This is a genomic window from Glycomyces amatae, assembly GCF_020991375.1.
In the GTDB taxonomy this organism is placed as follows: domain Bacteria; phylum Actinomycetota; class Actinomycetes; order Mycobacteriales; family Micromonosporaceae; genus Glycomyces; species Glycomyces amatae.
Window position 1 is genome coordinate 186,972 of sequence record NZ_JAJLQZ010000008.1, and the last position, 18,729, is coordinate 205,700.

The 18,729-nt window shown below is 71.2% G+C and carries 17 protein-coding genes; 3 read left to right on the plus strand and 14 right to left on the minus strand.

What is annotated here, in order from left to right; all coding sequences use genetic code 11:
* Positions 1–42 precede the first annotated feature (42 nt).
* On the minus strand, positions 43–924 hold the full coding sequence (locus LO763_RS14905; protein WP_230603425.1) for a hypothetical protein: 882 nt from the start codon (positions 922–924) through the stop codon (positions 43–45).
* A gap of 245 nt (positions 925–1,169) precedes the next feature.
* Here LO763_RS14905 and LO763_RS14910 point away from each other — a divergent pair, with 245 nt between their 5' ends.
* The gene (locus LO763_RS14910; RefSeq protein WP_230603427.1) at positions 1,170–2,246 is read left to right on the plus strand and encodes a PQQ-dependent sugar dehydrogenase; all 1,077 of its coding nucleotides are present in this window, start codon (positions 1,170–1,172) and stop codon (positions 2,244–2,246) included.
* Positions 2,247–2,295: 49 nt separating this feature from the next.
* On the opposite strand, the gene LO763_RS14915 is transcribed toward LO763_RS14910, so the two are convergent.
* The 6 genes from LO763_RS14915 to metF form a co-directional block, all read right to left on the minus strand.
* Complete coding sequence (locus LO763_RS14915) at positions 2,296–3,630, minus strand: serine/threonine-protein kinase (RefSeq protein ID WP_230603429.1); 1,335 nt, start codon at positions 3,628–3,630, stop codon at positions 2,296–2,298.
* Positions 3,631–3,846: 216 nt separating this feature from the next.
* A complete protein-coding gene (aspS, locus tag LO763_RS14920) occupies positions 3,847–5,634 on the minus strand; it encodes an aspartate--tRNA ligase (protein ID WP_230603431.1) in 1,788 nt (595 codons plus the stop codon).
* Positions 5,635–5,997: 363 nt separating this feature from the next.
* Positions 5,998–6,441, minus strand: a complete 444-nt coding sequence (locus tag LO763_RS14925) for an SAV_6107 family HEPN domain-containing protein (protein WP_230603432.1) — start codon at positions 6,439–6,441, stop codon at positions 5,998–6,000.
* Positions 6,442–6,775: 334 nt separating this feature from the next.
* Entirely contained in the window at positions 6,776–7,156 is a 381-nt protein-coding gene (locus tag LO763_RS14930) for a tetratricopeptide repeat protein (protein ID WP_230603434.1), read from the minus strand.
* A 54-nt stretch (positions 7,157–7,210) separates the two neighbouring features.
* A complete protein-coding gene (locus tag LO763_RS14935) occupies positions 7,211–7,825 on the minus strand; it encodes a hypothetical protein (protein WP_230603436.1) in 615 nt (204 codons plus the stop codon).
* Positions 7,826–7,933: 108 nt separating this feature from the next.
* Positions 7,934–8,842 (minus strand): methylenetetrahydrofolate reductase [NAD(P)H], encoded by a 909-nt coding sequence (gene metF / locus LO763_RS14940; RefSeq protein ID WP_230603438.1) that lies wholly within the window; start codon positions 8,840–8,842, stop codon positions 7,934–7,936.
* Positions 8,843–8,938: 96 nt separating this feature from the next.
* Between metF and LO763_RS14945 the strand changes: the two genes are divergently transcribed.
* Both LO763_RS14945 and LO763_RS14950 read left to right on the plus strand, forming a co-directional pair.
* Positions 8,939–9,991 (plus strand): polyprenyl synthetase family protein, encoded by a 1,053-nt coding sequence (locus LO763_RS14945; protein WP_230603440.1) that lies wholly within the window; start codon positions 8,939–8,941, stop codon positions 9,989–9,991.
* 148 nt (positions 9,992–10,139) lie between these two features.
* Complete coding sequence (locus tag LO763_RS14950; RefSeq protein WP_230603442.1) at positions 10,140–10,814, plus strand: hypothetical protein; 675 nt, start codon at positions 10,140–10,142, stop codon at positions 10,812–10,814.
* Between the two features lie 7 nt (positions 10,815–10,821).
* Here LO763_RS14950 and LO763_RS14955 read toward each other — a convergent pair whose 3' ends face one another.
* From LO763_RS14955 to recA, 7 genes are all read right to left on the minus strand, one after another.
* On the minus strand, positions 10,822–12,027 hold the full coding sequence (locus LO763_RS14955) for a PrsW family intramembrane metalloprotease (RefSeq protein ID WP_230603444.1): 1,206 nt from the start codon (positions 12,025–12,027) through the stop codon (positions 10,822–10,824).
* The gene (locus LO763_RS14960) at positions 12,024–12,617 is read right to left on the minus strand and encodes a hypothetical protein (RefSeq protein ID WP_230603446.1); all 594 of its coding nucleotides are present in this window, start codon (positions 12,615–12,617) and stop codon (positions 12,024–12,026) included. Before LO763_RS14960 ends, LO763_RS14955 begins: the two co-directional genes overlap by 4 nt.
* A gap of 132 nt (positions 12,618–12,749) precedes the next feature.
* Complete coding sequence (locus tag LO763_RS14965; protein ID WP_230603448.1) at positions 12,750–13,847, minus strand: branched-chain amino acid aminotransferase; 1,098 nt, start codon at positions 13,845–13,847, stop codon at positions 12,750–12,752.
* A 179-nt stretch (positions 13,848–14,026) separates the two neighbouring features.
* Positions 14,027–15,064, minus strand: a complete 1,038-nt coding sequence (locus LO763_RS14970; RefSeq protein WP_230603450.1) for a 3-isopropylmalate dehydrogenase — start codon at positions 15,062–15,064, stop codon at positions 14,027–14,029.
* A 206-nt stretch (positions 15,065–15,270) separates the two neighbouring features.
* A complete protein-coding gene (gene serA, locus LO763_RS14975; RefSeq protein ID WP_230603452.1) occupies positions 15,271–16,869 on the minus strand; it encodes a phosphoglycerate dehydrogenase in 1,599 nt (532 codons plus the stop codon).
* A 251-nt stretch (positions 16,870–17,120) separates the two neighbouring features.
* The gene (locus LO763_RS14980) at positions 17,121–17,657 is read right to left on the minus strand and encodes a regulatory protein RecX (protein WP_230603454.1); all 537 of its coding nucleotides are present in this window, start codon (positions 17,655–17,657) and stop codon (positions 17,121–17,123) included.
* Positions 17,632–18,684 (minus strand): recombinase RecA, encoded by a 1,053-nt coding sequence (recA, locus tag LO763_RS14985; protein ID WP_230603456.1) that lies wholly within the window; start codon positions 18,682–18,684, stop codon positions 17,632–17,634. Before recA ends, LO763_RS14980 begins: the two co-directional genes overlap by 26 nt.
* Positions 18,685–18,729 lie beyond the last annotated feature (45 nt).

The following is an 18,729-nucleotide window of genomic DNA, read 5'->3' on the forward strand; positions in this document are numbered from 1 at the left end:
CCGCCGCACCGGTCCGGTGCGGCGGCCTTCGGCGTCCAGGTGCTACATGCCGCCCATGGCGGCGAACTCCTCGAAGTCGTGGAGGTTGTCGGTCTCGGGGGCCGCGATGGCGTAGTCGCCGCCGACCTCGACGATGGTGCTGGTCATCTCCATGGTCATGCCCTCGTACTCGGGCATGGTCATGACCATCGTCTCCAGCAGGCCCTCGTCGTCGAGGGTCACGGTCACCGTCGTGCCGTCGACCAGCTCGGAGGCCTCGGCGCCGGAGGCCCCGGACAGGGCCGTCATCGACTCGGAGTCGGCCTCGAGGGTGCCGGTGAAGGTGCCCTCGGCGGTCTCCTCGACGTCGGTCAGCTCGGTGAGGACGAGCTCGGTCTGCTCGGCGAGGTCCATGCCGCCGTACTGGGCGTAGATGTCGCCGAGCGCGGCGTCCTCGGTGAGGTCCATGGTGAACCAGGCGTTCTCGCCGAAGTCCTCGGCCATGGCGTCGAACATGCCGCCGCTCATCTGCATGTAGAGGACCTTGTCGACGACGACCGTCTCGGTGTGCATGTCGCCGAACATGGAGCTCATCATCTCGGCCTCTTCGGCGGTGAACTCCTCGCCGCTGGCCTCCATGAGCGCGCTCATGAGGATGTCGACGCTGGCCTGCGAGTTCTCACCGGCGTAGGTGCCGGTGGCGATCATGTACTCGAGGTCGTTGACCGTCATGGTCGACTCCATCTTGTACGAGGAGTCGTTGAGCCCCTCGACGGAGGCCAGAACGGCCTCCTGGGGGCTGAGCTGGGCCGCGGCCTGGTTGTCGTCGGCGTCGCCGGAGCCGGACTGCTCGGCGGGCTCGTCGGAGCCGCAGGCGACGAGGGCCAGACCGAGCGCGGGGACGGCGAGCGCGCCGGCGAGGCGCTGTGCGGTGCGGGAGGACATGTGGGTAGCTCCTGGTTCATGGGGTTGCCGAGTTCCTGGTCCCGAGCATAGGCGACGTCTTCCAGGACCGAAGGGCCCGAGACCGTCGCATGTCCGGATTGTTACCGGGTCGATTGCGGCCGTTCGCGCCCGGTTCTCGTCGCCGCCGGGCGGAATCGCCGCTAAGGTTGTAATTAATTGAAATCCATCTATATCATGATTTCTTCGCTTTCATTACCCGGCACCATGAGAGACAAGGAGCAGCCATGCGACGCAGACTGCCTGCCATCGGCGCGGCGATCGCCGGACTGGTACTCGCGGCGGGGACCGCCACGGCGTGGGCCGAGGAGGACCCGCCCGCCGAACCCGCCGCGGACCCCACGTTCGACTTCCGCACCGGCGACACGGTCGCCACGGGACTCACGATCCCGTGGGGCCTCACCTTCCTGCCCGACGGCGTCTCGGCGCTCGTCGCCGAGCGCAACTCGGGCGACGTCCTGCGCATCGGCTACGACGCCGAGCCGGTCGTGCTCGGGAACCTCGAGGTCGTCGGCGGCACGAACCAGTTCGACGAGCGCGGCCTGCTGGGCCTGGCCGTCTCGCCGACGTTCGCAAGCGACGGCTGGATCTACGCGTACCTCTCGACCGAGGAGGACAACCGGGTCGTCCGCTTCACGCTCGACAGCTTCGAACCCGAGCCGGTGGTCACCGGGATCCCCTCGGCGCTCAACCACAACGGCGGGCGCCTGGCCTTCGGCCCGGACGACAAGCTGTACATCTCGACCGGCGACGCGAACGACAGCGCCAACTCGCAGGACCTCGACAGCCTCGGCGGGAAGATCCTGCGGGCGAACCCGGACGGGTCGGTCCCCGACGACAACCCCTTCGAGGACTCCCTGGTCTACACCTGGGGCAACCGGAACGTGCAGGGCCTGACCTGGGGCCCGGACGGCGAGATGTACTTCTCCGAGCTCGGCCAGAACACCTGGGACGAGCTCAACCACGCCGAGCCGGGCGGAAACTACGGCTGGCCCGAGGTCGAGGGCACCGGCGGGGAGCCGGAGTTCGTCGACCCCCTGGCCACCTGGTCGACCGCCGAGGCGTCGCCCTCGGGGGCCGAGGTCGCGGGCGACACGATCTACATCGGAGCGCTGCGCGGCCAGCGCCTGTGGACGGTCCCGGTGAGCGGCGGCGAGGTGACCGGTGAGCCTGTGGCCGAACTGGTCTCGGAACTCGGCCGCATCCGCACCGTGGAGCTGGGCCCGGACGGCTGGCTGTGGGTCACGACCTCGAACGGGAACGGCGCGGACGAGGTGATCCGGTACCGGCCGATCGGGGGTTAGGAACGCGGTTGCGGCCCGCGGATCGAATCCGCGGGCCGCAACGGTGCGCTTAATCCTCTACGCCCCCACCGGCCTCGGTGGTGGGAGGGTCCTCAGGTTCGGACGTGGTCGTGGGGACTTCACTCGGCGACTCGGACTCCGTTTCAGTGACGTCATCAGTCGGGGACGGTGAATCGGTCTCCGAGGGCGTCTCGCTGGGCGTCTCGGAGGTCTCCTCGTCCGTGGTGCGGTCCCAGTCCTTGTCGTCCTCGTCGTCTTCGGTGGTAGGCGCCTCTTCGGTGGTGGGCTCCGCCTCCGAGGTCTCCGCCTCGCTGGAGGTCGTCTCGTTCTCCTGGAAGTTGCCCGGGTCCCGGTCGCGGAACACGTTCCACCACAGCAGCAGGCCGATGATGACCACCGCGGCGGTCACGGCCGCGGTGATGAGCCACGGCGTGATGGCGCTCTTCTTCTCTTCTTGGGCCATCTGGCCGGTGGGCTGCTCGGCGGTGTTGCCGCCCACTGCGGCGCCGGCGAGCAGGGCGGTCCCGTCCGAGCCGAAGTACTGGGTCTGCTGGCCGTCCGGCGGGGTCGAGGCCCCGGTCTGGATGCTGCCGGTGACGACGCGGCCCTCGCGCGCGGAGCGGGCCATCTCGGCGGCGGAGGCGTAGCGGGCGCGCGGGTCCTTCTGGAGCGATTGGAGGACGACCTGGGCGATGCCGGCGGGGATCTCGCGGGAGAGCGGCGGCGGGGCCTGGGTCATGTGGCCGTTCATGACCGCGACGGGCGTGTCGGAGACGAACGGCGGCCGGCCCATCAGCGCCTCGTAGGCGACGATGCCGAGCGAGTACAGGTCGCTCGCGCCGGTCAGCTCGGCGCCGTTGAGCTGCTCGGGGGACGCGTAGGCGAGGGTCCCCATGACCGTGCCGGTCTCGGTGAGGCCCGAGGCGCCCCGGGCCGCGGAGATGCCGAAGTCGACGATCTTGGTCGCGCCGGTCTCCTCGTCCACGAGGAGGTTCGCGGGCTTGACGTCGCGGTGGATGATGCCGCCGCGGTGGGCGGTCTCGAGGGCGTCGGCGGCGGTCGCGACGATCTGCATGACCTCGGCCGGCGGGAGCGGGCCGCGGTCGCGGAGGATGTCGGCGAGGGAGCGGCCCCGCACGAGTTCCATGACCAGGTAGGAGATCAGACCCTCGTCGCCGGTCTCCTCGCCGTAGTCGTAGAGGCCGACGATGCCCGGGGACTGGAGCGCGGCGACGGCGCGGGCCTCGAGTTGGAAGCGGGCGCGGAACTTGTCGTTGCTCGAGAGCCCCGCGTGGAGTATCTTTACGGCTACTTCGCGTTGCAGTCGGGTGTCGGTGCCCTTCCAGACCTCGCCCATGCCGCCCGCGGCCAGTCGCTCGTCCAATTGATAGCGACCCGCCACCAAGGTCCCGCTCTGCACGTCGAACCCGCTCCTCTTACTCCTGCGTCGGCCGGATGTTACATATATCAGGCACTAAAGGCCCACGGCCACCGCCCACGGACTCCCGCCAAATGGAATGTGTTGAGGGGCAACCTGGCACATCGAAATGGGAGACGGCCCGAGCCGCAGGCTCGGGCCGCCCACTACGACATCGTAGGGCTAATCGACAACGGCGTCGGTACCCGCTTCGGGCTCGGGCGTGAAGTCGATGCCGGCCTCCTCGCGCTGCTCGGGCGTGATCGGGGTCGGAGCCGAGGTCAGCGGGTCGACGCCGCCGCCGGACTTGGGGAACGCGATGACGTCGCGGATCGAGTCGGCCTTGGCGAGGATCGCGGTGACGCGGTCCCAGCCGAGGGCGATGCCGCCGTGCGGCGGGGCGCCGTACTTGAGGCCGTCGAGGAGGAAGCCGAACTTCTCCTGGGCGTCCTCGTGGGTCAGGCCGAGCACGTCGAAGACGCGGCTCTGGACCTTGGCGTCGTGGATGCGGATGGAGCCGCCGCCGAGCTCGTTGCCGTTGCAGACGATGTCGTACGCGTAGGTGAGCGCGTTCGCCGGGTCGGTCTCGAACTTGTCGACCCATTCGGGGTTCGGCGAGGTGAACGGGTGGTGGATCGCGGTCCAGCCGCCCTCGTCGGTGGGCTCGAACATGGGGGCGTCGACGACCCAGCAGAACGCCCAGGCGTCGGGGTCGATGAGGCCGGTGCGGCGGCCGACCTCGAGGCGGGCGGCGCCGAGCAGCTCCTGGGCCTCGCGGCGGTCGGCGCCGGCGGCGAAGAAGACTGCGTCCCCGGCCTTGGCGCCCACGGCGTCGGCGAGGCCGGCCAGGTGCTCCTCGGACAGGTTCTTGGCGACCGGGCCCTTGGGCTCGCCGGTCTCGGCGTTGAAGGTGATGTACGCCAGGCCCTTGGCGCCGCGCGCCTTGGCCCAGTCCTGCCAGCCGTCGAGTTCCTTGCGGGTCTGGGAGGCGCCGCCGGGCATGACGACCGCGCCGACGTAGCCGCCGGCCTCGATCGCGCCGGCGAAGACGCGGAACTCGGTGCCGCGCAGGTAGTCGGTGAGCTCGACGAGCTCCTGGCCGAAGCGCAGGTCGGGCTTGTCCGAGCCGTAGCGGTCCATGGCGTCGTGCCAGGTGAGGCGCTGGATCGGCAGCGGGACCTGGTAGTCGGCGAGCTCGGACCACAGGGCCTGGACGATGCGCTCGCCCAGGTCGATGACGTCGTCTTGGTCGACGAAGGAGGCCTCGATGTCGAGCTGGGTGAACTCGGGCTGGCGGTCGGCGCGGAAGTCCTCGTCGCGGTAGCAGCGGGCGATCTGGAAGTACTTCTCGAAGCCGCCGACCATGAGCAGCTGCTTGAACAGCTGCGGCGACTGCGGCAGGGCGTACCAGGTGCCGGGCTGGAGGCGGACGGGGACCAGGAAGTCGCGGGCGCCCTCGGGGGTGGAGCGGGTCAGCGTCGGGGTCTCGATCTCGACGTAGCCGTCCTCGACCAGGAGGTTGCGGGCGATGTGGTTGGCCTTGGAGCGCAGGCGGATCGCCTGGTTCGGGCCGGTGCGGCGCAGGTCGAGGTAGCGGTGGCGCAGGCGGATGTCCTCGGAGACGTCCACGTGGTCGTCGATCTGGAACGGCAGCGGGGCGGCCTCGGAGAGGACGTCGAGGCCGGTCGCGTTGACCTCGATCCGGCCGGTCGGCAGCTCGGGGTTCTCGTTGCCCTCGGGACGGCGGGTGACGGTGCCGGTGACCGAGACGCAGTACTCGCCCCGCAGTTCGTGGGCGGCCTTGGCGGCCTCCGAGTCGCGGAAGACGACTTGGACGACGCCCGAGGCGTCTCGCAGATCGACGAACTCCACCCCGCCGTGATCGCGTCGTCGGGCCACCCATCCGGCGAGGGTGACTTGCTGGTCGACGTCAGCGGCACTCAGCGTGCCGGCGAGGTGTGTCCGATACACGGGTTCAATACTCCTCGGAGGAAACGGTCGGTCATTGCGGCTGCTGGAACCCATTCTCGCGAACGGCGGGCGCCAGCAGCAATCGTATAACCGCCCGCATCGCGCGGGAGCAGCCATGCCGCCGCGCCGGGCCGGGGTCACCGGTGTCACGCGGCCGGGGGCGGCGGAGGCCGACGCGATCCTCGCATTGCCGTGCTCGTTCCTCAGCGCGTCATCGCACTACCGCACTCGTTCTTCAGCGCGCCATCGCGCCACTGCACGCATGGTTCGGCGCTCGAGTGCGCTACTGCGTTCACTCTTCAGTGCGCGAGCGCACTCCTGTGCTCACTCTTCAGTGCGCGAGCGCACTGCTGCCCTCACCCTTCAGTGCGCAAGCGCACTGAAGCCGAGCAGGCGCACCACCACGCCGAGGAACCGGCGGGCGTCGGCGACGATCGCGTCGGCCTCCTCGGCCGTGACGATGTCGGGGATGCCGGCTTGGGCGAGGACCCGCTTGCGGGCGGTGCGGGCGAAGTGGGAGGCCCACTCCTCCAGCTCGGGCGCGACGTTGCGCAGCAGCTCCCAGGTGCTCGACGGGCGGCCGGGGCGGCGCCTGCCGGTGGCGTCTCCGGCGCGGACGGAGAGCACCGCGACGGCCACGCGCAGGGCCGCCATGTGGGCCTCGGCGTAGCGCTCGCCCGGGCGCACGCGCTCGGCCGCGTCGTCGAGGTCGGCGCGGGCGGTCGCGAGCAGTTGGAGCGGCGAGCGGTTGGGGAGCTGGTCGGCGGGGATGCGCAGACGGGAGTTCGAGACGGTCCCGGCCTGCACGAGTCGAGGCGGGTTCGCGCCTCGAGCGGTGACTGACGAAGCGGATCGGGTGGCTCCGGGTCGAGAAGCTGCCATGAGGGCCTCCTAAACCTGTTCGAACTTGCGTTCGAGAAATATGGAACCACAGGGGTCCGACATTTCCAACCCCCAACATTGCGAAAAATCAGCATTCGACTACGGATTGTCGCTGATCTGACAGGAGAGTCATTGCGCGGCAACGCGAACGAGCCGCGGGCCTTTCGGCCCGCGGCTCGGGGAATTCACGCGGTTCACATCGAGTGTTCGAGAACACGGCCGCTCGCGGGCGGCCGCGCTTCGCCGCCCGCGAGGGCGGCTACTCGGTGACCTCGTCGATCAGGCGCAGGTGGCCGCGGGCCTCGTCGGCCCGGCCGAGGCGCTGGAGGGTGCGGCCGAGGAGCAGGCGGGCGTAGAAGTCCGCCGGGTTGGCCTCGACCATCTTCTCCGAGAGCGCCAGCGCCTTGTTCAGCTGCGCCGACTTGAAGTAGGCGCGCGCGGCCGTGAGCATCACGTCCGGGTGCTCGGGGTGGTCGCGCAGCAGCGGCTCCAGGAACTTCAGGGCCGCGTGCGGGTCCTTGTGCGCGAGCATCTCCTCGGCGTCGCGCAGCCGCTGGGTCTCCTCGGGGACCTGCGGTTCTCGGGAGGTGGAGTCGATGAAGGCGGCGATCTGGTCGTCGGTGATGTCTTCGTAGCGCATGGACGGCATAACACGGGGCCCCGCCGGATCATTCCCGCGCGGGCGAAGACCGCGTCAGTCGTTGCGCAGCGCCGCCGAGACGACGATGACCAGCTGGAGCAGGCCGAGCGCGGCGAGGAGCATCCAGGCGGTCACGGTGATGGTGACCGCGCCGCCGATCCACTGCCCGCCCGCGCCGCCTTCGCCGCCGGCCACGGCGATCACGCCGGCCGCGCCGAAGCCGAGCGCGACCACGAACTCGCGCACCGACCGCTCCCCCAGGGTCGTCATGCCGAGGTCGCGCAGGCCGACCTCGCGGGCCCGCGAGCGGGTCTGCACGTACATCCAGCACAGCGCGCCGGTCACCGCGACGGCCCAGCCGGGCGCGCCGAGGAACCAGAGGGCGATGAGCCAGGAGGCCTCGGAGAAGCGGGCGGCGAGCGGCTCCAGGACCAGGACGCGCCGCGAGAGGCTGGTCGAGCGGGTGGCGAGGAGGGCGTAGGAGGCGTCGGCGAGGGCCGTGAGGGCGATGAGCGGGAGGGCGGCCAGGATGAACGGACCGCCGAGCAGGACGCCGACGGGGACGAGGAGGGCGGCGGTGAGACCGACGCCGACGACCGCGCCGGGCTGGAACCGGGTGGAGAGGATGACCCGCCCCACGAGGGAGTCGGCGGGCACACGGGAGCGCATGGACCTTGTTGTAGCAGATGGCATCGAACGTGCAGTCGCAGCATCGGACATACCAGAGGACTCTACGTGTCCGTCCGGTCGCCGTCGTCCCCCGATCGGGTCGCGGCGCTACGCTCCGCGCAGGTTCTGCCAGACCCGCCGGGTCGAGCGGGAGTGGTTCAGGGTGGTGAAGTGCAGCCCCGGGGCGCCCTCGGCGAGGAGCCGCTCGCCCATGGCGGTCGCGACCTCGACGCCGATGTCCCGGATGGCGTCCCGGTCGTCCCCGGCCGCGCGCAGGCGCTCGGCCAGGGGCTCGGGGAAGTCCATGCCGGTGAGGATCGCGAACCGCTCGATCTGCCTGATGTTGGTGACGGGCATGATGCCCGGGACGATCGGGACGTCGCACCCGGCGGCGGCGACGGCGTCGCGCAGGCGCAGGTAGTCCTCGACGCCGAAGAAGATCTGGGTGATGGCGAAGTCGGCCCCCGCGCGGCACTTCGCGACGAAGTGGCGCACGCCGGTCTCCCAGTCGACGTCGCGCGGGTGGCCTTCGGGGAAGGCGGCGACGCCGACGCTGAAGTCGCCGGAGGACTTGATGAGCTCGACCAGCTCGTAGGCGTGGCGCAGCCCGCCGGGGTGCTCGACCCACTCGGCGCGCGGGTCGCCGGGCGGGTCGCCGCGGAGGGCGAGGATGTTGCGGACGCCGACGTTGGCGAAGTGGCCGATCAGGTTGCGAAGCTCGCCGACGGTGTGGTCGACGGCCGTGCAGTGGGCCATGGTGAGCATGGTGGTCTCGGCGTTGATGAGCTCGGTGGTCTCGACCGTCTTCTCCCTGGTGAGGCCGCCCGCGCCGTAGGTGACGGAGACGAAGTCGGGGCCGAGCTGCTCCAGGTTGCGGATGGTGCGCCACAGGACGCCTTCGGCCTTCTCGTCCCGGGGCGGGAAGAGCTCGAAGGAGAACTTGGGCGTGCCCGAGCGGAGCAGGTCGCCGATCTTGGCGGCCTTGACCGGCATCACGCTGGGCACTCCGAGTGTCATGTCCACAACGGTAACGGTTCTGACACACGTGTCCTGACCTGCACTCGTCACCACCCAATAGTTGGGATCGGCGCGGGGGAGCCTAGGGTTCGGACCGTGGAGCTCAACGAGCGCATCGGCGCAGCCCTGACCGCCTTCCTCGACCGGCAGGCCGCCGTCATCTGCGACATCGACCCGTGGCTCGGTTCGTACGCCGATGCGGTGCGCGACTTCGTGCTGAAGGGCGGGAAGCGGCTGCGTCCGGCGTTCGCGTACTGGGGCGCGCGGGGCGCGGGGCTCGGGGACTCGCCGGAGCTGGTGGCGTGCGTGTCGTCGCTGGAGCTGCTCCAGGCCTCGGCGCTCATGCACGACGACCTCATCGACGGCTCGGACACGCGGCGCGGGGCGCCGTCGGTGCACCGGCGCTTCGCGGCCCTGCACCGCGAGCAGGGCTGGTCGGGGCGGCCCGAGGAGTTCGGTGCGGCCGCCGCGATCCTGCTCGGGGACCTGTGCCTGGCCTGGTCGGACGAGCTGCTGTGCTCGGCGGGGATGCCGGTGGCCGCGGTCGCGGCCGCGCGGCGCGACTTCGACCTGATGCGCACCGAGGTGAGCGCCGGGCAGTACCTGGACGTGCTCTCGGAGGTGCGCCGGGACGTCTCGGAGGCGACGGCCGCGAAGGTGGCCCGGTACAAGTCCGCGAAGTACACCATCGAGCGGCCGCTGCTGGTGGGCGCGTCGCTGGCGGGCGCGGGCGGGGCCGTGCGGGGGCACTACTCGGCGATCGGGCTGCCGCTGGGCGAGGCGTTCCAGCTGCGCGACGACGTGCTGGGGGTCTTCGGCGACCCGGCGCAGACCGGCAAGCCCGCCGGGGACGACCTGCGCGAGGGCAAGCACACGTTCCTGGTCGCCAGGGCCTGGGCCGCGGCGGACGGCGCGCAGCGGGCGGCGCTCGACGCGGGGCTGGGCGACCCGGACCTGGACGGGGACGGGGTGGCGCGGCTGCGGGCGATCCTGATGGACACCGGCGCGCTGTCCGACGCGGAGGCGCGCATCGAGGCGCTGGCGTCCGAGGCGGAGGCGGCGCTGGAGGCGTCGCGCCCGGACGTGGAGCCCGCGGCGCTGGAGGTCTTCGCGGGACTGCTGGTCAAGGCCGTCAAGCGCGACTTCTGAGGCGGGACCCTATCCGCTCCCGGCCCGTCCGGGCCGAGGGCGTCACCCGAAGAGTGTGATTCATCCCCGCACGGGTGACCCAACGGTTACCACCGGTCGCCTCGCTCGTTGAACCGGGCGAAGGATCACGAACGGACGGTGGAGACACGTGGGACTCTTCGGCGCCATCGGGCGCGAGACCAAGGGCGCGGTTCGCTCGCTCTCGTACGACCTGCGCCAGTCGCGGAAGCTCCGGCGGATCGGGGTGATCGCCGTGGCCACGGTCGCGGGCGGCGTCCTCGCGACCGGGGCGCTGCTGCGCGAGCCGGTGCCGGGGCTGACCGGGCCCGGCGGCGACGGCGAGGACGCGGGGATCGTCGACGGCTGGTTCGGGCTCGGCTCGGACACCACCGGGCAGGACGCCGAGGCGTCCGAGTCCGAGTCCGCGTCCGAGGCGCCCACCGGGGGCGAGGCGGCCGATCCGGGCGTCGGCGTCTCGCCGAGCGCGGAGCAGACGCAGGCCCGCGGCAGCGGCTCGGGGAACGCGCCGGGCGGCTCTCCCGGGCTCGTCCCGGTCGGCGGCGAGGAGACCTCGGGGCCGGGCGGCGAGGAGAACGGCACCGGCTCCCCGTCCCCGACGCAGGAGCCGACCCGGGAGCCCACCGGGGAGCCGACGTCCGAGCCGCCCACGCAGGAGCCGACCGGGGAGCCGACGTCGGAGGCGCCGACGAGCGAAGGGCCGGGCGAGGCGCCGAGCGGGTCCGCGAGCGAGCCCGGGGACGGCCAGGCCCCGAAGTCCGCGTCGAACGCGCCCGACCCGCGGAAGGCCCCCGTCGGCGGCTGAGGGGCGTTCACGCCTTCATTCCGGCTTTGGCCTCGGCCTTCGTCTCGCCCGTGGCCGCGGCGAGCTCGACCCGGATGGCGGCGATGTTGCGCTTGACGGCCTGCACGTCGGGCCCGTCGGGGAGGTCCTGGCCGCGGCGCTGGTCGCGCGCGGCGAGCGTCGCCAGGTTCACCAGCTCCCGCTGGAGCTGCCGCAGCAGCTGGGAGGCCGGTTTGCCCCAGCGCGCCGCGGCCCGCTTGCGGGCCTTGCGCCGGCTGCGCAGCGACCGCATCTCGGTGAGGTCGGCCGTGGTGATCACCGATTCGTCCTCGTCGGACATGGTCGTGACGAACCAGCGCCATTCGGCGCGGGCCGCGAAGTGGTACAGCACGAAGAACAGGCCGAGGATGATCAGGCCCTTGCCGTAGGTCAGCGGGATCGTCACCGCCGGGGTCAGGCCCGCGGGCACCGGCAGGTTCCACAGCGCGTGCATCGCCAGGGCGAGCGCGAACAGGCCGACGGCGACCCCGAGGCGGATGCTGCGGCGGCGCCGGGTCTGCGTCACGTAGAACGCGATGCCGAGCCCGGCCGCGCCCGTGTAGAGCGGATGGGACCAGGGGCCGGCGACCAGGACCCGGGTGAAGGTGACCGTCAGGGCCCCCGACAGGTCCGAGTTGGGGTTCATGACCGCGAAGTTGATCGCGTAGGTGAGGTTCTCGACCACCTGGAAGCCGAGGCCGACCAGGGCGCCGTAGATGAGGCCGTCGATGGAGCGGTCGAAGTGCTCGCGGACGATGAGGACGAGCATCGCCACGCCGAGGGCCTTGAGCCATTCCTCGTTGAGGGGGCCGACGATGGCCGGGCCCCAGGTGCGGGCCCACTGGGCGTCGGTGAGCTCGGCGAGGACCACGAGGGCGGCGTCGTTGGCGACCATGGCGAACCCGACGGCGGCGAGCCCGCCCCAGCACATGGCGGCGGCGCGCACGGAGGGCGGTTCGCGCTCGAACAGGTCCAGGCGCGACAGGATCACCAGGAAGACGATGACCACCAGGACGTTGATGGCCACCGAGGCCCACAGGGCGGTCGCGATGTCGGCGTAGTCGGGCGAGAGCACCGCGCCGAGTTCGAGCAGGCCGTAGACGAGGCAGGCGACGAAGAGCCAGTAGGCGGGCCGCCGGAGGCGGACGAAGGCGCCCTGGCTCTCGACCACGACGCGCTCGGTGCGGACCGTCATTCGCCCTCCAGCTCGAACGTCGCGGTGTAGGGCGCCGGGTCGACCTCGGACGCGGCCGGGTCGGACCCGGGGGCGAGGAGCACGAGGATCGCGGCGGCGCCTTCGCCGTTGCCGACCACGGTGATCGACCCGGCGGTGTCGATGCCGAGGACGTCGGCGCGGACGCCGGAGAGGCCGGTCGCGGTGTCGGTGTAGGACCGGAGGTTGTTGTAGGTGTAGCCGGGCTCGCCGACGATCGGGGCGACGCGGCGCTCCAGGAGGGTCTCGAGGCTGTCCACCCCGGAGCCGACCTCGACGGAGGCGGTGAGGTGGTCGCGGACGAAGTTCTGGCGCTGGTCGGCGAAGTGCACGCCCGGGCTCGTCCAGCCCGCGCCGGGCAGCTCGTACTGGAGGCTCGCCCCGGCCACGGGGTAGGACTGGAGGTAGAGCGTCTCGCCCTCGCCGATGTTCTGGACCGAGTCGCCCAGGGCCCGTTCGAGCCCGAGCCACACCACCACGGGCAGTGCGATGGCCGCGGCGGCGAGGACCGCCTGCCACATGCGGCCGCGCTCCAGGCCGAGCCGGTTCAGCCGAATGGTGACCTCGCCCAAAGTCCCCTCCCCGCGTCTCGACACATGTGGTCTCAAAGGTACGGGAAGGGGACCGCCGTCCGTCCGGTTTTCGGGCGGTTGCGCGACGCGCTCGGTTGTGCGAGTGCGTGATCGGGCGGCCGCGGCCTCCGGTCAGGCGACCTTGGTGACCCAGCCGTGGGTGTCCTCGGCGCGGCCGTACTGGAGGTCGAGGAGGGTCTGGCGCAGCTGCATCGTGAACTTGCCGGCCTCGCCGCCGCCGATGGTGAACGAGCTGTCGCGGCCCTTGACCGTGCCGACCGGGGTGATGACGGCGGCGGTGCCGCACGCGAACGCCTCGGTGAGCAGGCCCGACTCGGCGTCGTCGCGCCAGCGGTCGAGCGAGTACTTCGTCTCGCGCACCTCCCAGCCGGCCTCGGTCGCCAGGGTGAGGATCGCGTCGCGGGTGATGCCGGGGAGGATGGTGCCCAGTTCGGGGGTGTAGAGCACCCGCTCGTTCTCGTAGACGAAGAACAGGTTCATGCCCCCGAGCTCGTCGACGTACTTGTACTCGACGGCGTCGAGGAAGATCACCTGGTCGCAGCCGTGCTCGATGGCCTCGGACTGGGGCAGGAGGCTCGCGGCGTAGTTGCCGCCGGCCTTGGCCGCGCCGGTGCCGCCGGGCCCGGCCCGGTTGTACTCCTCGGAGACCCACAGCGTCAGCGGCTTCGGGCCGCCCTTGAAGTACGCGGCGGCCGGGGAGGCGATGAGGAGGTACTGGTACTCCTTCGCTGGCCGCACGCCCAGGAACGCCTCGGAGGCGATCATGTACGGGCGCAGGTAGAGCGTGGCCTCGTCCTGGCCGGGGACCCAGTCGCCGTCGGCGGCGAGGAGCTCGCGGATGGAGGCGAGGAACCACTCCTCGGGCAGGTGCGGCATCGCCATGCGGGTGGCGGAGATGTTGAGGCGGTGCGCGTTGGCCTCGGCGCGGAACAGGCCGATGCCGCCGTCCTCGTGCCGGTAGGCCTTGAGGCCCTCGAAGATCTCCTGGGCGTAGTGCAGGACCGCCGCGGCCGGGGACAGGGTCAGGGGGCCGTAGGGCTTGAGGGTGGCGCTGTGCCAGCCGCGGCCCTCGGTCCAGGTCAAGGTGAACATGTGGTCGGTGAACACGGTGCCGAACACCGGGTTCGCGAGGATGGCCTCGCGTTCGGCGGCGGGCGTCGGGTTCGGGTGCGGCTCGCGCCGCAGGTCGGGAAGACCGTCGGTGGTCATGGATCTGTCCTTCGGATTCACAGAGTCGTATCGGCGTTACTGGTCCTGATGCCTAACTTACCGCTCGTTCAGGTGGTCGAGCAGGGGACGGGCACCGCGTGGACGACATGGAAAAACGCCCGGCGAGGCGCTCTATTGGAGCGCGGGCCCGCCGGGCGTCGAGGCTGCTTGCTGGTGGGTCAGCTGAGTTGTCCGGCGACGTCGGCGGCTACTCGGTCGCCTACCTCGCCGGTGCGGATCGGGCCGCCGGAGTCGCGTCCGGCGAGTTCGCGCTCGACCGCGGCGTTCACCGCGACGGCCGCGTCGGCGCGGCCCAGGTGCTCGAGCAGGAGCGCGGTCGAGGAGATCGCGGCGACCGGGTCGGCCACGCCCTGACCGGCGATGTCGGGCGCCGAGCCGTGCACGGGCTCGAACGTCGACGGGTGCGTGTGGTCGGGGTTGATGGAGCCGGTGGCGGCCAGGCCGATGCCGCCGGTGACCGCGGCGGCGATGTCGGTGAGGATGTCGCCGAAGAGGTTGTCGGTGACGATGACGTCGAAGGTGTGGGGCCGGTTCACCAGGAACATGGCCGCGGCATCGACGTGCTGGTACTCGGTGGTGACGTCCTGGTACTCGGCGGCGACGTCGTCGAAGGCCCGCTTCCACAGGCCGCCGGCGTGCACGAGCACGTTGGTCTTGTGGACCATCGTGAGGTGGCCGCGGCGGCGGCGGGCGCGCTCGAACGCGTCGCGGACGACCCGCTCGACGCCGTAGCGGGTGTTCAGGGACTCCTCGGTGGCGATCTCGGCCGGGGAACCGGTGTGGAGGTTCCCGCCGGCGCCGGCGTAGAGGCCCTCGGTGCCCTCGCGGACGACCACGAAGTCGATGTCGCCGGGCTTGACGTCGGCCAGCGGCGAGGAGCCGCCCGGGTACAGGCGGCTGGGGCGCAGGTTCACGTACTGGTCGAACTCGAAGCGGAGCTTGAGGAGCAGGCCGCGCTCGAGGACGCCCGGGGGCACGGTGGGGTCGCCGATGGCGCCGAGGAGGACGGCGTCGTGCTCGTCCAGTTCGGACAGCACGCTGTCGGGCAGGACCTCGCCGGTGCGGTTGTACAGGCGCGCCCCGAGGTCGTACTCGGTCGACTCGTAGCCGGGAAGGGCCACGGCGAGCACCTTCTGCGCCTCGGCGATGACCTCTTGCCCGATCCCGTCGCCCGGGATGACCGCGATCCTGCTCATGCTGCCTCTCTGCTGCTTTCGATGCTGGATGCCCGACTGGTCTCGGAACGGCGTTCTGGGCCGGAGACGCGGAATGCGGGCGAGTGCGTTCACCATAACGCACCCGTCCCGCATTCCGACTCACGACTCTCAGCAGATGGAACGCATCGATGAACGTCCACTCCGGCGGAGGGCCGGCCGAGTTCCCATGGGGTTCGCGAACACCCCTAGTCCTGGAGGGTCACGGTCTTGATGCCGGTCGCGCCGACGGCGTCCTTGACGCGGCCGAGCACCTCGGCGGGCACCGGAGCGTCGAGGGCCAGCGCCATGACGGCCTCGCCCCCGGCGGCCTTGCGGGCCACCTGCATCGCGGCGATGTTGATGCCCAGGTCGCCCAAGGCCCCGCCGATGAGGCCGACCACGCCGGGGCGGTCGGCGTAGCGCAGGAACAGCAGCGAGCCGTCCAGGTCGATGTCGAGCTCGAACCCGTCGATCTCGGTCAGCCGCAGGCCGCCGTGCGGGCCCGTGCTGATGGTGCCGGAGACCTGGAGGCCCCGGCCGTCGACCATGGCGCCGCGCAGGGTCAGCAGCGTCTGGTACTCCTGCGACTCCTGCGAGGTCAGCAGGCCGACCTCGACGCCGCGCTGCTCGGCCACGAGCGGGGCGTTCACGTAGGTGACCGAGTCGGCCACGTCCACGAACAGGCCCTTGGACGCGGCGAGCTGGAGCACCGTGACGTCGTGCGCGATGACCTCGCCGCGGACCTCCACGGTGACCGACTGGACGGCCGAGCCGGCCAGCGCGTTGAAGGTGCGGCCCAGGCGCTCGGCCAGCGGCAGGAGCGGGCGCACGGCCTCGTTGACCACGCCGCCCGCCTGGACGTTGGCCGCGTCGGGCACGAACTCGCCCGACAGCGCGAGCTTGACGCTCTTGGCGACGGCGAGGCCGGCGTTGTCCTGGGCCTCGCGGGTGGAGGCGCCCAGGTGGGGCGCGGCCACGACGTTGTCGAGCGCGAACAGCGGCGAGTCGGTGCACGGCTCCTTGACGAAGACGTCGAGGCCGGCGGCGGCGACGCGGCCGTCCTGGAGGGCCGCGGCGAGCGCGTCCTCGTCGATCAGGCCGCCGCGGGCGGCGTTGACGATCCGCACGCCGGGCTTGACCTTGCGCAGGGCGTCCTCGCCGATGATCCCGACGGTCTCGGGGGTCTTCGGCAGGTGGATCGTGATGAAGTCCGAGGACGCCAGCAGCGTGTCGAGGTCGACGAGGCGGACGCCGAGCTTCGCGGCGAGCGCGGGCTGGGCGTACGGGTCGTAGGCGACGACGTCCATGTCGAAGGCCTGCATGCGGGTGGTGACGAGCTGCCCGATCTTGCCGAAGCCGACCACGCCGAGGGTCTTGCCCTGGATCTCGACGCCGGTGAACTTCTTGCGGTCCCAGCGGCCCGCGCGCAGCGAGGCGTCGGCGCGGGCGATGTGGCGGGCGCTGGCGAGCAGCAGCGTGATGGCCTGCTCGGCGGCCGAGACGATGTTGGAGGTCGGCGCGTTGACGACCATGACGCCGCGCTCGGTGGCGGCCGGCAGGTCGACGTTGTCGAGGCCCACGCCCGCGCGGGCGACGACCTTGAGCTTCGGCGCGGACTCCAGCGCGGGCGCGTCGATGGTGGTGGCGGAGCGGACGATCACGGCATCGGCGTCGACCAGCGCGGCGTGGAGGGACTCCACGTTCGTACCGTCGATCTCCCGGACGTCGAAGTCCCCGGAGAGGACCTCGATCGCAGCGGGCGCGAGTGGGTCGGCAATGACCACGACGGGTTTCGGTTCGGTCATGGATACCTCGCAAAGGTAAGGAGAGACGGAGGACCGGGCGCGGCGCTGCGTCGTCGCGGCAATGGTATGTCGAACGCGTTAACGGCGCCTTACCGACCTGCCGCGTTCCGAATCCTGGAACGGTGAAGGCCCCGGTCCCGGCGGGTGCCGGACCGGGGCGCGACCTGGGAGATCGGCCTGCGGCCTTCGATTCATCGCATGGGCGGGCGCGGCGCGCGCACTTTTCGATGCGCGGCCTGTGCGGCGCCCCGCTATTCGTAGTGGGCGTCCTCGTCGAGGAGTCCGGCGGCCTCGCTCTCGGCTTCGGCGAGGACCTGCTTGACCACCGGGATCGCCACGCCGGAGCCGTAGCCCTTGCGGGCGAGCATGCCCACGAGCTTGCGCAGGACGGCCTCGTCGCCCTGGCCCGCGAGCGAGCGGTACCGGCGGCGGGCCAGCGCCAGGGCGGCCTCGCGCTCGTCCTCGTCGCTGACCGCCTCGACGGCGGCGTCGACGAAGTCGGGGTCGACGCCCTTGCGGCGCAGCTCCCCGGCGAGGGACCGCTTCGACAGGCCGCGCGAGCGGTGGCGCGACTCGACCCAGGCGCGGGCGAAGACCTCGTCGTCGATGAGACCGACCTCGGCGTAGCGCTCCAGGATCTCGGACACGACCGACTCCTCGAAGCCCTTGCGGCGCATCGAGTCGCCGAGCTCGGAACGGGTCCTGGGCCGACCCGACAGCAGTTGCAGGCAGTACTGCCGGGCGGCCTCGGGGTCGTTCGGCTTAGAAGTCGACCGGGGGCTCTTCAATCTCGTCCTCGGCCGGGATGTCGGCTGCGGCGGCGTCGACGCCGAGCTTCTCCTTGATCTTCTTCTCGATCTCCAGGGCCAGGTCCGGGTTCTCCCTGAGGTTGGACCGGGCCTTCTCCTTGCCCTGGCCGAGCTGGTCGCCCTCGTAGGTGTACCAGGCGCCCGACTTCTTCACGATGCCGTGCTCGACGCCCATGTCGATGAGCGAGCCCTCCTTGGAGACGCCCACGCCGTAGAGGATGTCGAACTCGGCCTGCCGGAACGGCGAGCCGACCTTGTTCTTGACGACCTTGACGCGGGTGCGGTTGCCGACGGCCTCGCCGCCGTCCTTGAGCGTCTCGATCCGGCGGATGTCCAGGCGCACCGAGGCGTAGAACTTCAGGGCCTTGCCGCCCGCGGTGGTCTCGGGCGAGCCGAACATGACGCCGATCTTCTCGCGCAGCTGGTTGATGAAGATCATCGTGGTGCCGGTGGTGTTCAGGCCGCCGGTGATCTTGCGCAGCGCCTGGCTCATCAGCCGGGCCTGGAGGCCCACGTGCGAGTCGCCCATCTCGCCCTCGATCTCGGCGCGCGGCACGAGCGCGGCCACCGAGTCGATGACGATCAGGTCGACCGCGCCGGAGCGGACCAGCATGTCGGCGATCTCCAGGGCCTGCTCGCCGGTGTCCGGCTGGCTGACCAGGAGGTCGTCCACGTTGACGCCGAGCTTCTCGGCGTAGACCGGGTCGAGCGCGTGCTCGGCGTCGATCATCGCGGCCACGCCGCCCTCGGCCTGCACGTTCGCCATCGCGTGCAGCGCGATGGTGGTCTTACCGCTGGACTCCGGGCCGTAGATCTCGATGATCCGGCCCTGCGGCAGGCCGCCGACGCCGAGCGCGACGTCGAGCGCGATCGAGCCGGTCGAGATGGTCTTGACGTTCTGCTTCGGCTTCTCCCCCAGTCGCATGACCGAGCCCTTGCCGAACTGCTTGTCGATCTGGGCCAGCGCGAGATCGAGCGCCTTGGCCTTGTCCTGAGCGGAGTTCATCCCGCCTCCCCTGGATCCTGATCCTGTCTGCTTAGCCATGTCGAA